The organism is Paenibacillus hamazuiensis, assembly GCF_023276405.1.
GTDB classification, from domain to species: domain Bacteria; phylum Bacillota; class Bacilli; order Paenibacillales; family NBRC-103111; genus Paenibacillus_AF; species Paenibacillus_AF hamazuiensis.
Genome location: NZ_JALRMO010000001.1, coordinates 2,842,121 through 2,864,502, shown reverse-complemented (window position 1 = coordinate 2,864,502; position 22,382 = coordinate 2,842,121). Strand labels below are relative to the sequence as shown.

Annotated in this window: 18 protein-coding genes and 1 riboswitch; of the genes, 15 read left to right on the top strand and 3 right to left on the bottom strand. The window is 52.2% G+C overall.

What is annotated here, in order from left to right; genetic code table 11:
- Positions 1–210: 210 nt before the first annotated feature.
- From MYS68_RS12530 to MYS68_RS12480, 11 genes are all read left to right on the top strand, one after another.
- Positions 211–1,347: an MGDG synthase family glycosyltransferase gene (locus MYS68_RS12530; RefSeq protein WP_248926161.1), complete on the top strand. Its 1,137-nt coding sequence runs from the start codon at positions 211–213 to the stop codon at positions 1,345–1,347.
- A gap of 28 nt (positions 1,348–1,375) precedes the next feature.
- The gene (locus tag MYS68_RS12525) at positions 1,376–2,551 is read left to right on the top strand and encodes an MFS transporter (RefSeq protein WP_248926160.1); all 1,176 of its coding nucleotides are present in this window, start codon (positions 1,376–1,378) and stop codon (positions 2,549–2,551) included.
- A 30-nt stretch (positions 2,552–2,581) separates the two neighbouring features.
- The gene (locus tag MYS68_RS12520; RefSeq protein ID WP_248926159.1) at positions 2,582–3,952 is read left to right on the top strand and encodes a polysaccharide deacetylase family protein; all 1,371 of its coding nucleotides are present in this window, start codon (positions 2,582–2,584) and stop codon (positions 3,950–3,952) included.
- A gap of 51 nt (positions 3,953–4,003) precedes the next feature.
- Positions 4,004–4,618, top strand: coding sequence for a GNAT family N-acetyltransferase (locus MYS68_RS12515; RefSeq protein ID WP_248926158.1), 615 nt, complete (start codon positions 4,004–4,006; stop codon positions 4,616–4,618).
- Positions 4,619–4,721: 103 nt separating this feature from the next.
- Positions 4,722–7,034 carry a polysaccharide lyase 6 family protein gene (locus tag MYS68_RS12510; RefSeq protein ID WP_248926157.1) on the top strand — a complete coding sequence of 771 codons (2,313 nt, stop codon included), beginning with the start codon at positions 4,722–4,724 and terminating at the stop codon, positions 7,032–7,034.
- Between the two features lie 159 nt (positions 7,035–7,193).
- Positions 7,194–7,799: a DUF2087 domain-containing protein gene (locus MYS68_RS12505; protein WP_248926156.1), complete on the top strand. Its 606-nt coding sequence runs from the start codon at positions 7,194–7,196 to the stop codon at positions 7,797–7,799.
- A gap of 180 nt (positions 7,800–7,979) precedes the next feature.
- Positions 7,980–9,110 (top strand): hypothetical protein, encoded by a 1,131-nt coding sequence (locus tag MYS68_RS12500; RefSeq protein ID WP_248926155.1) that lies wholly within the window; start codon positions 7,980–7,982, stop codon positions 9,108–9,110.
- A gap of 125 nt (positions 9,111–9,235) precedes the next feature.
- Complete coding sequence (locus MYS68_RS12495; RefSeq protein WP_248926154.1) at positions 9,236–10,099, top strand: aminoglycoside phosphotransferase family protein; 864 nt, start codon at positions 9,236–9,238, stop codon at positions 10,097–10,099.
- 90 nt (positions 10,100–10,189) lie between these two features.
- Positions 10,190–10,285: riboswitch (cyclic di-GMP riboswitch) on the top strand.
- Positions 10,286–10,507: 222 nt separating this feature from the next.
- Positions 10,508–11,263 (top strand): GTP cyclohydrolase II, encoded by a 756-nt coding sequence (locus MYS68_RS12490; RefSeq protein ID WP_248926153.1) that lies wholly within the window; start codon positions 10,508–10,510, stop codon positions 11,261–11,263.
- 21 nt (positions 11,264–11,284) lie between these two features.
- Complete coding sequence (locus MYS68_RS38835; RefSeq protein WP_338043570.1) at positions 11,285–11,656, top strand: zinc ribbon domain-containing protein; 372 nt, start codon at positions 11,285–11,287, stop codon at positions 11,654–11,656.
- A 115-nt stretch (positions 11,657–11,771) separates the two neighbouring features.
- On the top strand, positions 11,772–13,100 hold the full coding sequence (locus MYS68_RS12480) for an extracellular solute-binding protein (RefSeq protein ID WP_248926152.1): 1,329 nt from the start codon (positions 11,772–11,774) through the stop codon (positions 13,098–13,100).
- Between the two features lie 147 nt (positions 13,101–13,247).
- Here MYS68_RS12480 and MYS68_RS12475 read toward each other — a convergent pair whose 3' ends face one another.
- Positions 13,248–14,204 carry a YbhB/YbcL family Raf kinase inhibitor-like protein gene (locus MYS68_RS12475; RefSeq protein WP_248926151.1) on the bottom strand — a complete coding sequence of 319 codons (957 nt, stop codon included), beginning with the start codon at positions 14,202–14,204 and terminating at the stop codon, positions 13,248–13,250.
- 133 nt (positions 14,205–14,337) lie between these two features.
- Between MYS68_RS12475 and MYS68_RS12470 the strand changes: the two genes are divergently transcribed.
- Together MYS68_RS12470 and MYS68_RS12465 are read left to right on the top strand one after the other, a co-directional pair.
- Positions 14,338–15,138: a PaaX family transcriptional regulator C-terminal domain-containing protein gene (locus MYS68_RS12470; protein WP_248926150.1), complete on the top strand. Its 801-nt coding sequence runs from the start codon at positions 14,338–14,340 to the stop codon at positions 15,136–15,138.
- An 83-nt stretch (positions 15,139–15,221) separates the two neighbouring features.
- The gene (locus tag MYS68_RS12465; RefSeq protein WP_248926149.1) at positions 15,222–17,681 is read left to right on the top strand and encodes a tetratricopeptide repeat protein; all 2,460 of its coding nucleotides are present in this window, start codon (positions 15,222–15,224) and stop codon (positions 17,679–17,681) included.
- A gap of 90 nt (positions 17,682–17,771) precedes the next feature.
- Here the strand turns inward: MYS68_RS12465 and MYS68_RS12460 are convergent, their stop codons facing one another.
- Both MYS68_RS12460 and MYS68_RS12455 read right to left on the bottom strand, forming a co-directional pair.
- Positions 17,772–19,055, bottom strand: a complete 1,284-nt coding sequence (locus tag MYS68_RS12460; RefSeq protein ID WP_248926148.1) for an MFS transporter — start codon at positions 19,053–19,055, stop codon at positions 17,772–17,774.
- A 104-nt stretch (positions 19,056–19,159) separates the two neighbouring features.
- Positions 19,160–19,327 carry a hypothetical protein gene (locus MYS68_RS12455; protein WP_248926147.1) on the bottom strand — a complete coding sequence of 56 codons (168 nt, stop codon included), beginning with the start codon at positions 19,325–19,327 and terminating at the stop codon, positions 19,160–19,162.
- A gap of 241 nt (positions 19,328–19,568) precedes the next feature.
- Between MYS68_RS12455 and MYS68_RS12450 the strand changes: the two genes are divergently transcribed.
- A complete protein-coding gene (locus MYS68_RS12450; RefSeq protein ID WP_248926146.1) occupies positions 19,569–20,549 on the top strand; it encodes an HD-GYP domain-containing protein in 981 nt (326 codons plus the stop codon).
- A gap of 404 nt (positions 20,550–20,953) precedes the next feature.
- Positions 20,954–22,324, top strand: a complete 1,371-nt coding sequence (locus MYS68_RS12445) for an ABC transporter substrate-binding protein (protein WP_248926145.1) — start codon at positions 20,954–20,956, stop codon at positions 22,322–22,324.
- Positions 22,325–22,382: the final 58 nt, after the last annotated feature.

Here is a 22,382-nt window from a genome sequence, read left to right as displayed (position 1 = left end):
TTTGCTATCGTATTCAGCGGGTGTCCACAAGGTGAACAAACTGCCGCCCGTACGTCCGAATCATAAAGATTTCACATGCGAACTCCTTAAGAAAATGTTAATATTTTCTTCACAGGGTATTTACTTTTCGGTTGTATGATGAATACTATACTGGAGCAAATAGATCCAATGTTTCACTGATTGCCGCTTGCATGGGGGGAGGAAAAGAAAATGGAGCGCAATCCGCGAATATTGATTCTCACGGCAAGTTACGGAGACGGGCACTTGCAGGCAGCCCGTTCGCTGAAGGCTGCCTTCGAACAGCAAGAAACCGGGCTTGTTCATATCATGGATTTGATGAAAGAAGCGCATCCTATTATCAACAAGATTACAACGACGCTTTACATAAAAAGCATGCTGACCTCTCAGTTCGGCTTCGATTATTACGGATGGAGTTATTATTTGACCCGGGACTCCAACCCATATGCAGGGTGGAACCGGTATTTCAATGCGATGGGCAAAAAGAAGCTGAAGCAGCGTGTGGAGCAGGATCGGCCGGATGCGATTGTCTGCACGTTTCCGTTCGGGGCTGTGCCCGAGCTTTGCGAGCAGGAAGGCATTCCCGCTTTTACCGTTGTAACGGATTTTTCCCTGCATTCGCGCTGGATTCATCCGAAAATCGACAAATATTATGTGGCGACCGAGGACTTACGGGAAGAGCTTGTCTCCAGAGGAATTTCACGAAGGAATGTTATGGTCAGCGGCATTCCGATCAGAAAAGCTTTTGAGCAGACCACGGACAGGGAGGCAAATTCGTTCGCGGACCTGTTCGATAAGAACCGCAAAACCATTTTAATATTAGCGGGATCATATGGAGTGCTTGGAAGCATTGAGGACATGATTCAAGCGTTAATCAGGAATACGGGCTGCCAGCTTGCCGTCGTTTGCGGGCGAAATCAGAAGCTGGAGGGTAAGCTGCGGCTCAAATACGGACATGAACCGCATGTCCGCATATTCGGATTTGTCGAACAAATGCAGGATTTGATGGCCGTTTCATCCTGCATCGTCACCAAAGCCGGCGGGCTGACGTTGTCCGAGGCGATTGCGATGCAGGTTCCAGTGTTCATCTTTAAGCCTTTTGCCGGGCAGGAAAAAGAAAATGCCGCGTATTTGTCCGGCAAGGGGGCGGCCCGCATAGCCCGCAGCACGGAAGAGCTGGCGGGGCAAATCGCACAATTGCTCGCGGAGGAAACTACCGGGGCTCAGATGAGGCGGCAGATGGCGCTGCTTCGCAAACCTTCGGCGGCCGGTCTGATCGTTCAGGACGTGCTGCATTACGTAAAGGAGCGGGCAAGCATCCTGATCTAAACTTCGTTTGAAGAAAGGCAGGCTGGGTATGGAGGCTGTAAGCAAGACGCTCGTGCGCGGGAATATGCTGATGTTTGGGATTGTATTATTTATCGTCGAATTCGTCAGGGGAGCGTATCTTGTTTCCTTTTTGCCCACTTATGGTGAAAAAGCATTGGGTTTTTCCGCCGCCGCGGTCGGCACCGCCGTATCTGTCCACTATGTTACGGATACGCTCATCAAATGTTACGCAGGTTATTTATTGGATCGCTTTTCGCTGCGGCTGATCGTCCAGTCCGGCCTGTTCATTTCCTTCACCGGACTTATAATGATGCAATACGCCCATTCCTTTTGGCTGCTTGTCGCCGCTGCCGCTTTATTCGGGGTTGGAATTTCTCCCATTTGGCTGGTATGCTTAAGTAAAGTCAAGCCGGAGCAGCGCGCGGCGGGTATGGGGTTATTGTACACTTGTTGGCTTTGCGGCCTTGGGGCGGGACCGGTCGTCATCAATTTCGTCATCGATCGGAGCTACACCATCTCGTTTCAGATCATGCTTGTGCTGTGGGGGCTGGGCTGGCTGCTTTCGTTATTTATTTCCAATGCGAAGGAATCGGCGCCGGAGCAAATTCCCGTCCGCCAGCAAATTTCCATGTTGTGGGAACGACTGATTGCGATGAAGAAGCTGCTGCCCGGCATGATTTTGCAAACCGCTTCCGCCGGCATGCTCGTCCCGATTTTGCCGGGATTTGCTTCAACTTATTTGGGATTGCAGTATTCCCAATACTCTTACGTGCTTATAGCCGGCGGCGCTTTTACCGTCATTTTTCTCGTACCGATGGGGAAATGGTCGGACCGCTGGGGCAGAAAATGGTTCCTGATCGCCGGTTTTTCCGGGTTCGCCGTGATGCTGTACAGTTTGACGTTTGCCCATACGTTGTGGCAAGCCGTTCTGCTCGCGGCTTTACTCGGCTTATCTTACGCCGCGGTGCTCCCTGCCTGGAATGCGATCATTGCGGGGTTTGTTCCGGCCAACCAGCAGGGGCTCGGTTGGGGATTGTTTTCCAGCGTGGAGGGGATCGGCGTTATCATCGGCCCTGTGCTGGGGGGCTGGCTCGCGGATCTTTTCGACGCCCGGGTAGCGATTTGGACCAGCGCCGCCTTGCTCGCCGCCATTGCCGCCTACTATATCGCAGTGCCGCTAGAAGGGGATAAAGAGCTCGCATGACCAGTTGTTTTGGGCTGAGGAGGACGGGGCATGAATCATATATTGATCCTAATCGTGTGCGGTTTACTCGTGTATACGATCATTCCAACCTTTGTCATTCGGCTGTTCGGCTTCGGAGTATACAGACAAGGGACGGCCGGACGAAGCATCGCGCTCACGTTCGACGACGGCCCGGATCCGGAATACACACCCCGGCTGCTTGATTTGCTGGGGGAGCATCAAATTAAAGCGACGTTTTTTGTGCTCGGCTCGAAGGCGGAGCAGCATCCCGAGCTCATCGTGCGGATGCATGAAGAGGGGCACCTGGTCGGCGTACATAATTATGTGCATTGGGCGAACGCCCTGATGACGCCGAAGCGGGTCAGAAGGCAGATCGAACATTCCGTCAGCGTCATCGAACGCATCGTCGGAATTCGTCCCGTTCATTACCGGCCGCCGTGGGGGATCATCAACATCTTCGATTTTTTGCTGATGAAAAGATTCCGGATGATTATGTGGTCCATTATTGTCGGCGACTGGAGAAGCCGCGGAGGCAAAAGAAAAATCAAAATGAGGCTGCTATCCAAGCTGCGGCCAGGGGCCGTGATCGTACTGCATGACAGCGGACGGACGTTCGGCGCCGATCTGGACGCCCCGGTCTACATGCTTGAGGCGCTGCATGAATTTATCGGCGAAGCGCAGGCCAAAGGATACAACTTTGAACGGATAGACGAAAAGATTTCGCAGGACGAACGAAGCGGGCATGCGAAAATTGGGCTCACGAAACGGTTGTTCGCCTCCCTGTGGTTCAAATGGGATGAGCTTTTTCATCTGCTGTTCCGAATCAAGCAGGTGGACCCGGAAAATCCGTTCCTGTTTTACCGTACGGTCACGTACCGGGGAAAACCGATTCCGCTCGCGGACGGCGAGACGCTGGCAAGCGGCGACCGCGTGATCGAGCTGCATTTTAACAATAAAGTATTGCTGGCGATCGCCGCCGAAACCCGTTCGACTATGCAGCTTGCGGTGAAATTGATCCGCACCGTCAAAGAGGCATTGCCGCAAATTACGGCTAATTTGCTGAAAGACGCAGCCGAAGGACCGGTTAAGGCGGTTTATGGCATCACGATGATCCACCGCGGCGCCGAGCAGCTCGGATTTACGATTACCGATTTGCCGCGCGGATGGTTTTTATTCGCCTCCCGCATTTACCTGCGGGCGCTGCTGTATGCCATTCACCCGGATGGCAAAGCCAGGCTGCAGGCGCGGCCTGAACTTTTGACGCCGAAGATACTCGCGATCTCGACCAAAAAGCTGATATCCGCATTTCCCGCCCCCACCCCTGTGGCGGAGCTGCTCGCTGAAGATCCTGCCGTGACTTCCGCCGTTTCGTTCGAAAGCCAGTTTATTTCCAACCATTGATTAAACGTACGCAAGCCGGCGTATATTTTCGATGAATGCAGGTGAACCCGTTTGCTCGATAAAACACTGCCCTATTATCACGTTATCATGCTGCGTCAAGCAGGTTCATCCGTTCCGAAATTCGCGCTTCCCGCGGGCTTCAGGTTTTCATTGTTTACTCCAGGCAAGGAAGAGAAATGGGCGGAGATCGTTACCTCGGTCGGCGAATTTGAGCGCACTGCGGATGCATTGAAATATTTTGCAAGCGAATATTTGCCGTTCTCTCCGGAACTTGAACGACGGTTGCTGTTTATTGTTACGGAAAAGGGAGAAGAAGTCGCCGCAATTACCGGCTGGTGGAATTACACCGGCCGGCGGCGCGATCCTTCCATTCATTGGGTGGCCGTTAAGCCGGAGTATCAGGGATTCGGGCTCGGGAAGGCGCTCGTTGCCGAAGGGCTGCAAAGATTGCTGCATTTGGAAGGCGACCTGGACATTTACTTGCACACGCAAACGTGGAGTTATAAAGCGATCGGCATCTATTTGCAGGCAGGTTTTCGGATTATGCGGCAGGGAAGCTTCGGCACCTACAAAAACGAGTGCGCGCAGGCTCTGCCGGTATTAATAGAAAAATTATGTGGCGGCACGGAAAATAAAGAAAGCGCTATCACGAAATGGTTAATATAGTGCAACTACATCGGAGCTTTGTACATATTGAAGTATGCTATAATCGCCTCGAAACGCTTCCGGATTGAAGCAATCCCATATGTGGAAAGGCGGTTATGATGATTTGAAAAAAAATATGTTCAAAGTCCTTCAAATGGTTTGTATCGGCGTTCTTGCATTGCCTGCAGCCGGGTTGGCGGCGGGTTCGGGCAACGCAGAGCAGGGCAACTTTGTGAGCGCTTCCAACTCGACTTATGCGCCGGTTTCCGCAGCCGATACAGCTGATGCGGTTAGCGTTTCGAACGCATCGGAGCTTGCTGCGGCCATCGCCGCCGCGACGGCGGGCACGACGATTTTGCTCGAGGATGGCGAGTATGCGCAAAACAGCACGTTCAGCATCAGCGGTAAAAACGGCACCTCCGACAGCCCGATCACCATTGCTGCCAGACACGCGGGAAAGGCGGTCATTAGCGGGAAAGCCGGCTTCAATATCAGCAACTCGTCGTATGTCGTTATTCAAGGCATGAAATTTACCGGAACCGTTACGGCGGTAAATCTGAACAACTCGAACCACATTCGCGTTACCCGCAATACGTTCGCGCTGGCCAATATCAACAATCCGAGCGGGTTCAAATGGCTGCAGTTTTCAGGCTCGAACAGCCACCATAACCGGATCGATCGCAACGAGTTCGGACCGCGCGGCGATTTGGGGCAAATGATCGCTTTTCAAGGAACGGTGATGTCACAATACGACGTCATCGAGTACAATTATTTCCATGACGCGGCGCCGCAGACGGAGAACGGCGGGGAGACGATTCGCGTCGGTTTGTCCGGCTCCTCGATGAGCAGCGGTTTTACGACGATTCAGTACAATTTGTTCGTGAACTGCGACAGCGATGCCGAAATCATCAGCGTAAAGAGCGGAAACAACACGATCCGTTACAACACGTTCATCGATAACAAAGGCCAGGTTACCGCCCGTCACGGACATGCAAACAGCTATTACGGCAACTATTTTTTCCGTACCGGCGACAAACCGGGCGTCGGCGGCTTGCGTATTTATGCGAACGATCAGAAAATATACAACAATTACTTCGAAAATATTCCGGGCACGATTCATATCGACGGCGGCGATTACGATGCGGGGCCGGACGGCAAAAACTACGATTCGTCCGTACTGACCAAACATTGGCGGGTGTACCGCGCCCAGGTGTTCAACAACACGATCGTCGGCAGCTCTTCCGGTATTGTGATCGGCAAAAGCTATACGTACGCACCGGTGGACAGCATTGTGGCGAACAACATCGTCATCGGCAGCGGCGGGCCTCTGTATAACGAAATGAAAGAAACAAACACCGCCTTTTACGGAAACATCGGGTTCGGCGGCGGAACGCTCTCGAACGTTTCGCGAACCGCGGACGAGATCCGGGAGATCGATCCGCTGCTTGTCCAGGCGGACGGCGTGAGCAGGCTGACGGCGGGAAGCCCGGCTATCGACGCGTCGATGTGGAGCAGCCCGCTGCTCGTTGAAGATATGGACGGTCAGCCGCGCCAGGCAGCGGATACCGGTGCGGACGAATATTCGGGCGACCCGGTTCGTCGACGGCCGCTGACCGTCTCGGATGTCGGCCCCGGTTCCGTCATTGTCGTACAGTCGAAGGTGCAAGGAACGGAGCACAGCGGCTGGTACCGGTCGGACGTCAGCGTCGCACTCAGTCCGCTGAATACGGAGCCCGGCGTCGGGCGGGTCGAATACCGGACGGATGCGGAGGCCGCTTGGCAGGAGTATGCCGGCTCGCCGATCCGTTTGACGGAGGAAGGCACGCATACGCTGAGCTACCGTTACCTGAACGAAGACGGAATGGCCGAGTCGGAGAATGCGCAGACGTTCCGCATAGATAAATCGGCCCCGCTGGCGACCTTACTCGCGAACGGGCAGCAATTGGCAGACGGTGCAGTGTTCGCCGATACGGTGACGCTCGCGCTGCAGCTTCGGGCTTCGGACAATTTGTCCGGCATTGCGAACACGAGCTTTACGGTTGCGGGCGCTACCTACGCGTCGCAAGCCGCTCTGCCGCTTGCCGGGCTGCTCGGGGAGAGCCGCATTGACTTCAAGGCGGAGGACACTGCGGGCAACGTGAAGACGGGGGCAATTACGTTCAAGGTAACTCCGACTTGGGATACGTTATCTGCTTTGCTGGACGGCTATGTGACGACAGGGGCCGTTCGCGGTCCGCTCGTACCGCAGCTGATGGGCAGCCTGGATCAGGCTCGCCATCAAAACGACAAAGGCTCGGTGAAGCAGGCGGCGAAATTTCTGGACAATTTCGTCAAGCATTTGACCCGCGACGAAATGGCTGACAGCATCACGCCGGCGGCGCGCCAGGCGCTCCAAAACTATGCGGAAGCGCTGAAAAATCTTTGGGAGAACGCTTGAAGCCAGAAGCTTAAGGCCGATAAAGCCGATTTTTTTAAAAAAGCCTGTGCAAACAGGCTTTTTGTTTTGCCTATTTACAATCGTTTGTAATTAGATTATTATCTAATTAGATAAATACCAAATTCGATTATGATGAAATAATGAGGTGAACTATCCGTTATGCAATTGGATAAAGTCGTCAGCTACCATAAAGCACTGGCCGATCCGACGCGGATCCGATTTCTGATCCTTCTGGCGGAAGGCGAAATGAACGGCCAGATTTTGGCGGAAAAATTATGCATATCTCCAGCAACCGTCACGCATCATGCCGCCAAGCTTCGCGAAGCGAGCCTGATAAACGAACGGCGCGATAAAAACACGATTTATTTTTCGCTGAATCACTACTTCCTTAAAAGCAGCTCGGCGGCTACGGTCGAGTTGATTTACAAAAACGTTAGCGCGCCAGGAGGTCCCGAAGCGATGGATGAGAAAAACAAACGGTTAAAGGATTCCGTTCTGAAAAATTTTTTTACAGCGGAGGGCAAATTAAAGCATGTTCCCGTCCAGCTTAAGAAAAAGCTGATCGTCCTGGAACATGTCGTCTCCCAACTGGACAAGGGCCGAAAATATACGGAGAAAGAAATCAACGACTTCATCAAACGGTTTCATGACGACTTCGCGACGATACGCAGGGAGTTTATCATGCATCAATTCATGTTCAGGGAGAATGAAGTATACGAGTTGAACCCACCGGAGCTGTGGGCCAAGTGGGAGACGTTGTCGTGACGCTGCTCTGACACATTTTGAACTCGGGGCTTTAGAAAACGAAAACATCGGGAGACTGCAAAGTTTTACAAACTTTGTGAGCTCCCTTTTTAATTTCTAATAAATGGTTTGATTGGTATAATGGAAGGGGAAGTTGTCGGATTGTGACCGGTGTTGGACGTAAAATCGAGGGGATTAAGAATGATTGAAATTTATCATGGTGTTCCAGACGAAGTAAAAGAAGCTGCAAATGCTCACTTGGAATCTTTTATCCACTTTTATATGGACATTCAAAAGGATCTGGATGAAAATTTTGATGACCTGTATTCGGATATATTTCCGGAACTGGTCTATTTTAGCAGGAAAGCAAAGTGTATAAAGGCTGTTGAGGAATTGTTTTATTGGACGAGAGACGATTTTATACATACATTAACTCCATTGCACGAGTATGCTCTGTATAACATTATCGAGTATTGCGAAGAAGCCGATGAAGAATTCTGGAAAGAAAATAATGAAGCGTTGTTTTTTAAACATACGGATACCAATGAAGCCATTTTTGAAAATTTCGTTGACGAGGATGAGGATTGGAGCCTTGAAGACATAAACCGTTTTAAGTTTGATTTTTTTTATAATAATTGTTTTCAGGATGTTGATTTTTTGGATGTCGCCTTATACTACTCTTGCTTTAAAACGATGACAGATACCCAATTTAAACAACTTAGAATTAATTTACATACTTATACTGATTTGATGCCCACTGATATAGAGGAAGAATTTCTGAGACTGTCAAAAACCAAAAATTCAAAAGACGATAATTTTGAGCGGACAGTCCGGGAAGGAATAAAATATTTTCAACACTCGATTATGAATCGTGGTATTTACAAATTACTTTGGGATAACGAGCAGGAACCAAGGGATGAAGCGTCGGTTCAAAACCTGTTTTTTGGTATTTCCTTTGTTTTTTTTAGTTTAAATAATATTAATATATCTCGTGAAGCAAACACAGGAAGAGGACCTGTAGATTTTAAATTAAGCAGGGGATCGAATGAAAGATTATTGATCGAAGTGAAGCTGGCAAGAAATAAAAAGTTAAAGCACGGGATTGAAAAGCAGCTATGCCAATATATGATTTCTGAACAAATAAAAGTGGCTGTATACATGGTAGTTATATATCTGGAATCGGAAATGGCTTTCGTTGAACCATTAAAAGAAATTATTGAGAAATGTAATGAAATGTACGATCTTAAGCTAAAGCTGGAAATTATTAATGCCTGTAAAAATAAGCCTTCCGCTTCAAAATTACCGGAAGATTATGACGTTTTTCAATTATGATTTTTGGACTGAGCAGCATCGATTACAAACTAAGGAAAAAACTTCAAAACGACGAAAGAATCATAGAAAGACTAGACATTCTAATCAATGATAGCAGAAGGAAAGATTGAGGTGGATTTTGTGCCATGAACCCGATCAGCGGCATCCGTTGGAAAGAAAAAAGCCGGGTTGTTGATGTGCTGCTCTCGTCAAGCGACTCAATTGAAGCAATCCCTTTGGCTCCCGGCCTCGAGGCTGAAGTGACAAGAATTCGTCTAAAAGGAGCCGACTATGTGCTCAAAGTATGGAACCGGTCATCGAAGCCCAGTATCGAGAATCAGTACAAGCTGCTGCAGGCATTATTTGACCGGGGGTTATCGGTATCGGAACCTTTGGGGTGGGGACTGGATAACAATAATAACCAGGTATTGTTAACAAGTTTTGACGGCGAACCAGTAAGGAAAGTGAACAAGTCGTTATTTGCTCAAATTGCGAAAATATTGACCGGCATTCACAAGTTCCCGCTTGAAGATTTGGACGAAAGCATCGTTCGAAAATACGACTTTGTAACTTATTTTTATCCGCGAGTGGAAGAACATAAAGATATACATCCCTTGCTCCTTCAACTCGTTAAGCAAAGCCAAATGAAACAGGATAAATTGATTCATGGAGATTTTAATTTAGGCAATATTTTGGAAACCGCAGGAAGGTATACCGTAATTGACTGGACGAATGGACAAATGGGCGATCCGAGGTACGATCTGGCTTGGTCGATCGTTTTGATCACCGTGTTTGTGAGTGAAAGAAACGGCTCGATTTACCGTTCGGCCCTGTTGGCGGCAACTCGATATGAAGCGGATGAACTGGAATTATTCGAAGCAATGGCTTGTCTGAGATGGGTCTTGCTGCACAGAATGTTTAATCTGATCAAAGGAAAAGAAACCGCGGCAAGAGTAAGAAACATGTTGAAAAAAAACATCTACTTGAATGAAAGCTTTCTTGGATTGTGACTCTGGCTTCCAAGTAAATATTGGATGAATTTTGGGGATGACCCTTGTAATTTCAGGTATTGTAGTTTATATTTAGTTTGTGTTTTGGAGAAATCGAACAGGCAAAGCTAGTGAAAATTAGCGACGCAAAGCTACAGGGGCTAAGGGATTGCAGGTGCTGCAGTCCGATGCCAGCCAGTTGCCGTATCGTTTGGAGAATCCCGGAAGGACCGTCTCTGCGGTCTCTTCGTGATGTTTTATATCTCCATCCCTGTCGTCGGCAACGATGGCGGGGATTTTTTTGTCGCAAATATCGTTGATCGCAAAGTTTTTTTGTTTTAAGAGCATGGGTCAGCACATAGTGAAACGGGTCCGTCACGATTTTGCGGAAGCAAACAGCAGCCATCTTATACAAGGAGCGGAACGTTGATGCAAACAAGCCTAGTCAGAGAAATGCTGGCGGACAAGATGACCATTTTAACGCAGCCGGGAGCTTCGGATATCGCTTTGGTCGGTCCGGTTCAGCTTCCCGTTCAGCTCGAAGATAGGGAAATCACCTTTCAATGGTACACTTGGTTAAACACGGAAAAAACCGATGTGCAAAAGGAAGACCTGCTCGACATGCTGCCGAAGGCGGAGCTTGCTTCATTTCAGCAATCCTCCGTGCTTGTTTTCGGAGATTTCTCCCATTCGCAGCAGGCGCTTGTCCGGATGCACAGCATTTGCCATACGGGGGACATTTTCGGGAGCAAGCGCTGCGACTGCGGTTACCAGCTGCAGCGCGCCCTGCGTATGATCGCGGACAATGGCAGCGGCGCTCTTTTTTATTTAGCCGACCACGAGGGACGCGGAATCGGGCTTTTTGCCAAATCACTGGCATACTTGCTGCAGGAAGAAGGCTTCGATACAGTGGAAGCGAATCACGGTCTCGGCTTTGCGGACGATCAACGTTCTTATGACGAAGCCATCCGCGTGCTTCGGGGGTTACGTTCAAAGCCGGTCACTTTGATCACAAACAATCCGAAAAAATTGGAATCGCTGCGGGAGCAGGGCTTGTCGACCGATCGTCATATTTCGATATGGGGCAGTATATCCAAGCATAACGTTCGCTATTTGGCGACGAAAATCGCAAAATCCGGCCATTTAACCACCGGAATGATGATTCAAAATATCGAGCGAGGATAATCCAAAACGGAGGGACGGCTTATGATTCAATGCCCGTGGTTCTCTTGCGAAGTCGAACTCGTCGATAATATTTGTCCGGAGTGCAAACACGAGGTTTTGCCCGAACATGTTCAACCAAAAACGAATTCTGTCGATCAGGCAATTATGCATGCCAGCATCGAAGAAATCATCATGAACAAGTTCCGGTGCTCGAAATGCAACCACAATGAATGTTTAACCAAAGAAGTTTCCATGAGCGGAACAGGGTTGAGCAAAATTTTTGATATTGAGTATAACCATTTTTTATTTGTGTCTTGTACGAATTGCGGTTTTGTCGAGGTGTATAATCCCGATGTGCTGAGAGGACATACATCGGGAAGGTTGGGAACGATCATGGACCTTTTATTCGGATGATAGGCGAGGAAATGAAGAATAGACAACAATTTCTTAATATCCGCTAACGAAACCGCCGCCCTCCCTTGGTACAATATGTTGAAAGCGCTTTTACGAAGAAGGGGAGGGAAATGTCATGTCATGGCGGAAGACGGTTTCTTGGTCGCTGTCCGTCGCTGCTGCGGTTTCTTTGGCCGGCTGCGGGGGTGGAGGCGGCGTTTCTCAAGGGGATCAGGGGGTGAAGTCGGGGGATGTGAAGGATTTGGCTTCAAGCAACGAGCCTGTCACAATCACCTTTTACCGTCCGAATAATGCGACAACCGAAGACGAATTCAACAAGTTGATGGGCGATGCGATAAAAGCGAAGTTTCCTAACGTTACGCCGAAGTTTATTCCTTACGATAAAAACGTCGGGATCGACGGTGTGATAACATCGGGCAATGATATCGATATTATGCTGCTGTCCATCGCCTTTTTGCCGCAATTTCCGAACTACAAGCTTCAAATGGACCACACCGATCTGATCAAAAAATACAACTTCGATTTGAACCGGCTGGAACCGACGATGGTGGAGTATATGAAAAACTTCAGCAGCGGGGGCATGTATGCGCTGCCGATTTTCACCACGGCGGAGACGCTCATCTATAACAAGGACCTATTCGACAAATTCGGCGTTCCTTATCCGAAGGACGGCATGACGTGGGACGAAACGTATGAGCTGGCGAAGAAAATGACGCGCGTGGAGGGAGGGACGCAGTACTACGGTCTGATGATGTCGACCAGCCATATGATGCGGACCAACCAGCTTGGACTGCCTTATGTCGATATTAAAACGAATACTCCGCAAATCGCGACCGATTCGTTCCGCAGGCTGATTGAAAATTATACGCGGTTTTACATGGTGCCCGGAGCGGAGCTGAAGGACAAGAAGCCGAACGAGCTGGATCTGTTTACGAAAAGCCGCACGCTCGCCATGTATGCTTATTTTAACAGCGCGATGATTGCCGCTCCGGAGGATATGAATCTGGACGCCGTCACGCTTCCGACATTTAATGAAGCTCCGGGGACTGGCTCGCAAATGTATCCGACGTATGCAGGCGTGGTCAGCAGCAGTAAAAACAAAGAAGCCGCCTTCCAAATACTCGCCTATTTGACAAGCGAGGAGATGCAGCTCAAATTCGCCAAAGACGGCACCGGGCTTCCGGTTATCAAAAACAGCGAAAAAATCGTCGCTGCTTTCGGAGAAAGCAAACCTCAGTTAAAGGGGAAAAACATCAGGGCGTTTTATCCGGCAAAACCGGCACCGATCCCGCAAAGAAACGTATACGAGGATCTCGCCGACAAGCAGCTGAACGCCGCCTTTACCGAAGTAATTCTCGGCAAGTCCGACGTCAATTCGGCGCTGCGCAAGGCGAATGAGCAGGCGGCCAAAGATATCGAGGCGGCCAAAGCGGCGGCGAAGTAGGAATAGTGCAGAGCTTGGCTTAGGCCGGGCTCTTTTTAGCTTCATGGAAGCCTGCTGCTGCATTTGCTGAATGCGGCGGAGTAGGAGGAGACCCGCCCTAATTTGCAAAGTTACTTTGCACCGAAAGACGGGCCCGAAGGTTTTCCGTTATTGCTTAAAGAAGCCGTCCAGTTCGGCGAAAGCGAGCGTATGCTCCTTCAGGATCGGCTCGAGCTGTTCGAAAAATACGGGTGCGTTTGCGACCTCCAGCTTCTCGGTATCGAGGGCGAATACAACGACGCGATACAGGTGGTCGCCGGAATAACGCGGAGGTTCCATGCCGAAATAGGCGTTTAATTCGGTTCCTTCCGGCAGATGGCCTGCGGCGCCTTCCTCCAGCCGGTTCGTCGAAGCCGGCAGATTAAGTACACTCCAATGGATGAAATTGTCGGCGATCGGGTGGATATCGTACATGACGACCGCATACGATTTGGTGCCCTGCGGAGCGCCTTCCCAGCTTACCGGGAGGCTGATGTTCCGTCCCCCGGCGACGCCGCCGTGAGCGTATTGCACGGGAATATCTTCATTTGCATTAAAAGCGGCAGACTTAATGTGGAAAGACTCGTGGTCCGGCCTGGCATTCACCGCAAGCGTTCTTCCGGCGGAATCCCACCGGAGCTCCGAGCCGAGCGCAAGCGGCACAATTTTCTCCGATGCCATGAAGCTGCCGTTTTCGAGCAGCGATTCGTTGTCCAGTTCATAAGACGTACCGTTGACGATGACGGTACGCTGCCCGAGCTTTTGGGCAAGGGAGAGCCCGTTCCTTTGGACATGCAAGGTTTGCGTATCCGCGTCCCACGTCACTGCGGCCCCTGCGGCTTCAAACAGCTCGCGGACCGGGACAAGCATGCGGGTGCCGATCATGATTCCCTGGGATTGCAGCGGTTTGCCGTTATAGACGATTTTGAAAGGAGTATTCCACTGCTGGTAGGAGGCGACGTTTTTCATGACGTCCTTCTGAGTATCGGCCGGTTTGACGGCTTCCGCGCCTGCCGCAGCGGGGGATGACAAGGCGAGCAGCAGCGCTCCGGCCCATAAAGTGCTCCGTTTATAAATGTTCAACATATTTAACCTCTCCTCGTATTTGGTTTTGTTGTACAATAAGATAGGGTAGATCTACCGATATAACAATAAAATGATCTGTCGACGATATTTATGTTATAACCAAATGTTGCCTTTGTCAAGGAGAGGGACAAATTTGTTATCCATCGATAAACAGGTTTTATTTTTGCTGTCGCGGGCTGACGATCTGGAGCCTCACGAATTGATCAGGATTTATGAGCGCAGGGGGTATTCCGCGCCATACATACGCAATGCGTTGTCCCGTTTAAAGAAGGAGCGGTACGTAGACTCTCCGTCGCGTTCCATTTACCGGATCACGGATGCGGGGAGAGCTTTTATCCGCTCCATCAACAGGAAGCCCGGGCTGTACGGGCAAATTTGGGACGGCAAATGGCACCTGGTTTTGGCGGAGTTTCCCGAAGCGCTTCGCCGCAAGCGCGATCAATTCCGCGCAGATTTGCTGCAAACGGGCTTCGGCCTGCTGCATGGCGGCGTCTATTTGGCGCCTTGGCCATACCAGGCGGAGGTGGCGGAGCTGATCGCCAAACATGATGCGGCAGAGCAGGTCACTGTGTTCCGCGGCGCCGGGCTGGAAGGGAGCGGACTATCGCCGGAGGCGGCCGCCGGTATATGGCGCCTCGGCGATGTAGCTGCGGCGTACGGGGAGAAGGAGCGCTGGCTGGTGAGCGAGTTCGAACCCGTCGTTAACCGCATATTTGACGGCGAGCCCGAGCCGCTGGACGTATTTGTCGCTTATTTGCAGCTGGGGGAGGCGATCAGCGAGCTTTATTTGATCGATCCGATGCTACCGGACGAGCTGCTTCCGGCGGCCTGGCCAGCCCGCGGATTGCTCTCCCGCATGAATGACCTGGCAGAACGGCTTATCCGCGCGATACCGGATAACTCCTACTACGCGCGGTTCGTGAGAGGGAATTGAAATTTTTCCGGGCCAGGCTGCAACTTCGGCTATTTTATCGTCGTCTAACATATGGTGGAAAATTATAGGAAAAGGTGAAGACGATGAAGCAAGCTCCCCGGTTTGTTATTTTGACGCTCGCGGCGGCACTGACGGCGGCCGGCATCACATCGGCCGAAGCGCTCAAGACGTCCGAGCCGGCGCTGGAGATGGCGCAAAATCCCGGCTGGCCGGAGGAGCTGACCCGCACGGTAAACGATGCCAAAGCGGCGTACGAGCATGACCGGTCGATCCCGCCGGAGCTGGCCGGACAGCTGACTGCTGCGAAAGAGCAGTTGATCGGCACAGCACGGCAGCGGCTCACTTTGAAGAATGACGGGGGTCAAACGAATGCCGTATCCGAACGCGACAGCTTGCCTCCCGACTGGAGATTTTGGGCGGAGGTGGCGCTGCTTTGGAACGATTCGCGTCTGGTCGACGTGCTTTTGGACTGGACCCGGGCATTTCCCGCGGATATTTACGACAGGAGAGCGTACTTCGAGCTGGTCGCCGGCGCGCTGGGCAGCGATCAGAAGCAGCTTCTTCTGGAGCGGCTCGCGTCGGCCAACCGCCAAGGGACCGAGGTGCTGCTCGGCCTCATGCACAACAAAGGCTGGCTTGACCCGGATCAGGTCGGTTTATGGCTTGTATCCTATTCCGGCAAGCCGCAAGGCGACGGCGTGCTCGATTATTTGGTTAACAGCCGGGAAGGCGCCGATCTGATCCGGATTTATGAAGGCTTCGAGCTTACGAAGGCGCAGAGGCGAGCCGTCATACAAGCCGCGTTAAGCCGGAATGTAGACAAGATGACGCTGGAGTGGGTGAAAAATATCGCCGCCACCGAAAGCGACCCGGTCATCGAACAGAATATCGACCAGTATCTTGTGCTGTTCCACGGCGATCAGGAAGCGGCGGGGAGGCTTTATCGCAGTGGCGAGCGGGACGGCTTCGTCCTTCCGTTGAACGGAAGGGTGGAGAAAGTGCTCGCGGATCTGTACCCTTCCGGCAATCTGGCCGAAGGTGTCCGGCTGTATGAATCGATTCGCGGCCAATCGTATTTTTATTGGCAGGACGAAGCCACCTGGTATAGCCCGGACGGAATCGACCATGAGCACCCGCAGCAATCTATCGATCGCTGGCTTGATTTTTTGACGCGGTATCCGAACCATCCGTCTGCCGACGATGCCGCGTACCGGCTTGCCCGCTGTTACCAGCTTACCGGGGACGGCGAAAATGCGCTTTACTGGCTGAACCGGGCGGTGGGGCTGGGAGACCGGGATCTCGGATACGATGCCCGAGGCATGCTGCTGTTCGTGCTGGATGTCGAGATGCCCGGGGACAAGCTGGCCGGCGTCCATACAGACCGGCTGCCTTCCTGGATGAAGCCGTGGATCGAATATTCCTCGGCGGTGGAGACCCTGCGGTCGGGAAAATATCGGGAAGCGGCGAATGCGCTGCGCGCTTTCATCGATGCCTACGGAGGTCAGGACCTGTTTTCTCAGGCGTACGCACCCCGGCTCACGGATGGGCAATCGGAGTTTTTGCTGCCGCAGGATAAGTACCCGTTCTGGGAGCACGTTCGTTCGCAGCTTGTTCTGGCGGAGCGGATGGCGAAGCTTGCGGAGGAAGTCGAAGGAGCGGCGTCCCCCGCTGACAAGGCGGACCGCCAATATGCGCTTGCCGCGGCGATTTACCGCGAGCCGTTGCTGTTTTACAATCATTTGTGGCGGGGCGAACGTCAAAATTTCTTTTGGTTCGGCCATATCAAGGAAATGGAATACTACGAACCGCTGGACGGTTACATCGGAAGGTTCAATCACTTGTTTCAGGCGGTCGACAAGTTCGCCGCGATCGACCTGCAGCAGGCAAGCGGCAATACGGCGGCAAAAACGCTTTATTCCACGGCGCTCACTTATAGCAAGTTGAGCCATTACAGCACGGAAGTGTCGTTTCATTTGCCGGGATCCAAGCTGAACGAAAATGTGATGAAGTACGCCGGGCAGCTCGTTGAGCGTTACCCGGATTCGGAGCTGGCCGACGATGCGCTCATGCTGATGTACTACCATAGCGGGGATAAAAAGTGGCTCGAACAGGTCGTCGAGCGGTACCCGGGCGGAGACCAGGTAGACGAGGCCAAACGGGTATTGGAAGAGCTTGCAGCCAAGGGAGCAGTCTCGAATGGGGCTGTATCCCCAAGGGTCTATCACGGTTACGGAGTACGTTATGAGGATCTGCAGATCGATGATCCCCGTTTGCCTGAGACGATTAAGAGCTGGCTGGAAGAGCATCGCGGTAAGGCATACCACGGCACGATGACGGAAGGCGACTGGGTGTATGCGCTGATTTCCGCCGACGAAGGGAACGTGATTCCGTATTTGGCGATCGAAAGCGAAAACTTCCGCACGATGGTCATGTCGGAACAGAAGGCTTGGGAAGAAGGGTCGAAGCTGCCGCGCATGAGACTGGCCAGAGTCAAGGCGAATTTTGTGCACGATGGGGAGTGGATATGGCAAGCCGGCCGATGAACTAGGTATTATATGAGCATTCATAAAACAGCAAAAGGGATAGGGCATGCCGGAGCAAGAGCTCCGGAAAAACCTATCCCTTTTTCGGCTTCAAGCGCCGGAACTGCCCGATCCGCTCTTCGCGGCTTGGCTGCGCTCCGCCTCTTCCGCCCATATTTTCAGCTTGCGGTCCGACGGCAGGAAAATCGCCAGCAGCCCGATGAGCGGCAAATAAGCGCACAGCTTGATGACGTGTTCGATGCTCGTGGAGTCGGCGAGTGCGCCGAGCGCAGCCGCCCCGAGGCCGCCTGCCCCGAACGCGAGCCCGAAGAAAAGGCCGGACACGGTGCCGATGTTGCCAGGAAGCAGCTCCTGCGCATAGACGACGTTAACCGAGCCGCTGGACATGATCGTAAATCCGATGATCACGCAAAATACGATGCTCAGCGTAAAATTCACGTAAGGCAGCAGGAAAGCGAACGGCAGCGCGCCGAGAATCGAAAACCAGATGACATTGCGGCGTCCCCACAAATCGGCAAGCGGGCCGCCGAAAAACGTTCCGACTGCGCCGGCGGCCAGAAACGCGAACACGCACCACTGCGCCTGCCCGACGGACAGACCGAACCGCTCCAGCAAATAAAACGAGTAAAAGCTGGTGATACCGGCCAAATAGGCCATCTTCGAGGTGAGAATCAGCACCAGAATCGATATCGCCGCTGCGACTTTTCCGCGGTTAGCGAGCGGTATGCCTGCCCCGCTGCGTGACCGTTTGCCCGCCGCATCCGAGCGCAGCCGCCCGCTGTACCAGCGCGCGGTAAACAGCTGAATGACGATGGCCAGTACCGCCAGCAGCGAGAACCACAAAATGCCCGGCTGGCCGAGCGGCACGAAGATGAGCGCTGTCATGATCGGTGCGAGCGCCTGACCGGCGTTGCCGCCGACCTGGAAAATGCTCTGGGCGAGACCCCGCCTCGGCCCTGCCGCAAGGTAGGCGACTTTGGCCGATTCGGGATGAAACACCGACGAGCCGACGCCGACGAGCACGACGGACAGCAGCATCGTCCAAAAGCCGGAGGCAAACGCAAGTCCGAGCACTCCTAGTAACGTGGATACGACGCCGAGCGGCAGCAGAAACGGCTGCGGCTTCCTGTCGCTGTATAGCCCGACGGCCGGCTGAAGCACCGACGCGGTCGCATTCAGCGCAAAGGCGATGAGTCCGAGCTGCGTATACGTGAGCGACAACGAATCTTTAACGATGGGGAATATCGCCGGTACGACCGACTGAATCGTATCGTTGAGCAGATGAACGAGGCTGATCGCGAGCAAGATGCCGAATACCGTGCCGTTCTGCTTGAGCGGGACGCTGCGTGCGGCTGCCGTCATTTTCGTTTGCATACAAACGTACCCTCCGATCCATGAAATGATGGTTTCGGAAAGTATAGCACAAAATTTCATATGTGTGTCAAACTATTTAGCTGCAGACCTCCGGTGGGGAGCGATTATTTCGGCTTGATCTCCCGCAGCTGGCAAAGCAGCTTGTACGTTTTCATCCGTTCCAGCTTGTCTGCCGCGTTCGGATCGGCCTCATCGTTTTTTTGCAGCTGCGCTTCCATGTGGAAAGCCTGACGGTTTTTAATCATTTTATGCAGATCATAATTGGAGAACACGATAATATCAGCTCCTACAATCATCTCGCAAAAACGGGTTACAATATCATTCGGCATAAACGGCGGGAAACAGGGGGCTGACGTAAAAAACAATTACGACATATATCGACAAAAAACGATATAATACTAGTTCTTCATACACAACACGACAAAAAGATGATATAATTACTAGTGCTTTATACATAAGGCTGCAAAAAAACAATCGATTCGATTATCGAATGCACGCATAATGGAGGACTTTATGAGAATTATTCCGATCGCGCAATATAACGAACTGACCATGCAGCTGGCGAAGCCGGTTTACGACCGGTTCCGGCGCATTTTGCTTGCGGCGAACACAACGATTCACCCCAAGTATTTGCAAAAAATGAAAGAAATCGGCATCCGCAGCTTGTTTGTCGAAGATGCGCAGTCGCGGGGCATTACGATGGATGAGCTGATCGATATGCCAACCTGGATGGACGTCATTCAGGTGCTCAGCGACGTGTATGCCGCCGTCAAGGCGAAAAAAGCGCTGCAGCTGGCGAGGGTGCACTCCAGCGTGGCTCAACTGATCGCCGAGGTCAAGCGAAGACCGATCGTGCTTCCGATACATACGAACGCCATGCCGGACGAAATCAGGCCGTACGGTCATGCCGTCAACGTGGCGCTGCTTGCGCTGCAAATCGGCAAAAATCTTGGCTACAACGAAATAATGCTGCGCGATCTGGGGATCGGATGTCTGCTGCACGATATCGGCAAGGCTGCCGCAGCCGACGAAAGGAAACATCCCGAAGAGGGCTTCGCGATTTTGCGGGGGATCCGGGAGTTGAACTTGCTGTCGGCGCACGTTGCGTTCCAGCATCATGAGACGCTGGATGGGAAAGGGTATCCGCGGGCGATCAGCGGGGCCGCATTCCACGAATATGCTCAGATTTGCGGATTGTGCAACGTATACGAAAATATGACGACGGCCAAGGACATGCCTTCCCATGAAGTTATGGAATATATGATGACGCTGAGCGGCACCGGTTACTCGCCCCATATCGTCGATATGTTCACGAGGTCCGTACCGTCGTATCCTCCCGGAACGATGGTGCAAATGAACGACGGGAAAAACGCCATTGTCGTAAAAATTTCGGCTCATATGCAGCGCCCGTCGATTCGGTATCTCGATACCGGGGAGGAGATTTCGCTGGCGGACCATCCGACGGTGATGGTGGCCAAAACCGTTGTTGTATAAAGTGATTTGGGCAAAACAACAGCATACTACCGCATGGACGGAGCGGCAGCGGAACAGCGATGTTTCGCGCTTGCTCCTTTTTTGCGCTTGCCTGACCCCATAAAGCGGGTTTGCCCGAGCGGACTGCCGGGAATGGCGTCCGAGAAAACGGGAGAGATGGCAAAATCAGCCATGCGAATGGCTATATAGACAATGATGTGCACGAAGAAACCATTTTACAATAAGGGAAACAGGCAAAATCACCAACGCCCGTTGCTTTGGAAGGGGGATACCGGACAAATCGAGCGCATTTTGCAGAGAGAGCAGAGTGAAAGGGCAGCACAAGTATTCAAATGTTTGAAACCGCTTACTTGGTGTCAAATCAGCTTGACCAATTTCATTTTATGCAAAAGGGTGATGTACGAATGACAAAGACCACAAAACTCGTCACGTTAACATCATGTGCTACCATGCTCTTCACCGTATTGACAGGATGCAGCACGACTAACGCCCCTGCAGGCTCGGGCGGCGCAGGCACGTCTTCATCGGGATCGTCTTCGCAAACGGGATCCTCGGGCCAGGCGTCGTCCGACAAAAAAGTGGCGTTGACCCTGATGGTCGGCAAAACGGGCACGCTTTACACGGCGCTTCAGGCGGTGGCGGCGGAAGCAGAGAAAAAGCTGAATATCGCGATCAAATTCGATATTAAACCCGACGGCACCGAAGGCGACAATCTGGTCAAAACGCGTCTCGCCACAGGCGATATGGCTGACATTCTGGCGTACAACTCGGGCTCGCTGCTGCAAGCGCTCTCACCGGAAGAAAATTTCGTCGACCTCTCCAAAGAACCTTACATGGCGAATATTCTTGACTCCTTTAAGTCGACGGTTACCGCAAACGGCAAAATATTCGGCGTGCCGAGCGGCTCCTCGAACGTCGGCGCCGTTTTGTACAACAAGAAGGTCTACGCCGATCTAGGTCTCCAGATTCCGAAGACATGGGCCGACTTTATGGCCAACAGCGAAAAGATCAAAAACGCCGGCAAAACGGCCATTATCGCTTCCTACAAAACCACTTGGACGTCGCAGTTGTTCGTACTCGGCGACTTTTATAACGTGCAGGCGCAGGCGCCGAATTTTGCGAGCGATTACACGGCGAACAAGGCGAAATACGCCACCACGCCGGCGGCTTTGCGCGGATTTGAGAAGACGCAGGAGCCGTTCAAGAAAGGCTATTACAATAAGGATTTTCAAGCGACCACCTATGATGCCGCACTGAAGATGCTGGCTGAAGGAACCGGCGCCCAGTACCCTATGTTGACCAGTGCCATCGACGTAGTCAATCAAAATTTTCCCGATAAAGTGAAAGACATCGGCGTCTTCCCGCTGCCGAGCGACAAAGCCGAGATCAACGGCCTCACGGTATGGATGCCGGGCGCGCTGTATATTAACAAGAAAAGCAAAAACGTCGATGCGGCCAAGAAGTGGGTTGAATTTTTCATATCCGCGGAAGGCCAGGCGATCCTGACGTCCAAAAACAAGGCATCCGGCCCGTACGTGGTAAAAGGAGTAAATTTGCCCAGCGATACGTACGAAGGCGTCAAGGATATGCAGCCGTATTTCGACTCGGGCAAAACGGCCCCGGCGCTGGAGTTCGTTTCTCCGGTTAAAGGTCCAAGCCTCGAGAACATTACGATCGAAGCGGGCAGCGGCATCAAGACGCCGCAGGAAGCCGCCGAGGCTTACGACAAAGACGTTCAGAAGCAGGCCAAGCAGCTTAATCTTCCCGGCTGGTAAGAGGGCTTAAGCGAACGGTTGCGGCCCTGCATGCGCGAGCAGCGGGGCCGACTTTTCA

Bases quoted from the DNA above. Each gene is read 5' to 3' on its own strand.
- MYS68_RS12530 (WP_248926161.1), top strand. From the start codon at position 211: ATGGAGCGCAATCCGCGAATATTGATTCTCACGGCAAGTTACGGAGAC.
- MYS68_RS12525 (WP_248926160.1), top strand. From the start codon at position 1,376: ATGGAGGCTGTAAGCAAGACGCTCGTGCGCGGGAATATGCTGATGTTT.
- MYS68_RS12520 (WP_248926159.1), top strand. From the start codon at position 2,582: ATGAATCATATATTGATCCTAATCGTGTGCGGTTTACTCGTGTATACG.
- MYS68_RS12505 (WP_248926156.1), top strand. From the start codon at position 7,194: ATGCAATTGGATAAAGTCGTCAGCTACCATAAAGCACTGGCCGATCCG.
- MYS68_RS12500 (WP_248926155.1), top strand. From the start codon at position 7,980: ATGATTGAAATTTATCATGGTGTTCCAGACGAAGTAAAAGAAGCTGCA.
- MYS68_RS12495 (WP_248926154.1), top strand. From the start codon at position 9,236: ATGAACCCGATCAGCGGCATCCGTTGGAAAGAAAAAAGCCGGGTTGTT.
- MYS68_RS12490 (WP_248926153.1), top strand. From the start codon at position 10,508: ATGCAAACAAGCCTAGTCAGAGAAATGCTGGCGGACAAGATGACCATT.
- MYS68_RS38835 (WP_338043570.1), top strand. From the start codon at position 11,285: ATGATTCAATGCCCGTGGTTCTCTTGCGAAGTCGAACTCGTCGATAAT.
- MYS68_RS12480 (WP_248926152.1), top strand. From the start codon at position 11,772: ATGTCATGGCGGAAGACGGTTTCTTGGTCGCTGTCCGTCGCTGCTGCG.
- MYS68_RS12475 (WP_248926151.1), bottom strand. From the start codon at position 14,204: ATGTTGAACATTTATAAACGGAGCACTTTATGGGCCGGAGCGCTGCTG.
- MYS68_RS12465 (WP_248926149.1), top strand. From the start codon at position 15,222: ATGAAGCAAGCTCCCCGGTTTGTTATTTTGACGCTCGCGGCGGCACTG.
- MYS68_RS12460 (WP_248926148.1), bottom strand. From the start codon at position 19,055: ATGCAAACGAAAATGACGGCAGCCGCACGCAGCGTCCCGCTCAAGCAG.
- MYS68_RS12450 (WP_248926146.1), top strand. From the start codon at position 19,569: ATGAGAATTATTCCGATCGCGCAATATAACGAACTGACCATGCAGCTG.
- MYS68_RS12445 (WP_248926145.1), top strand. From the start codon at position 20,954: ATGACAAAGACCACAAAACTCGTCACGTTAACATCATGTGCTACCATG.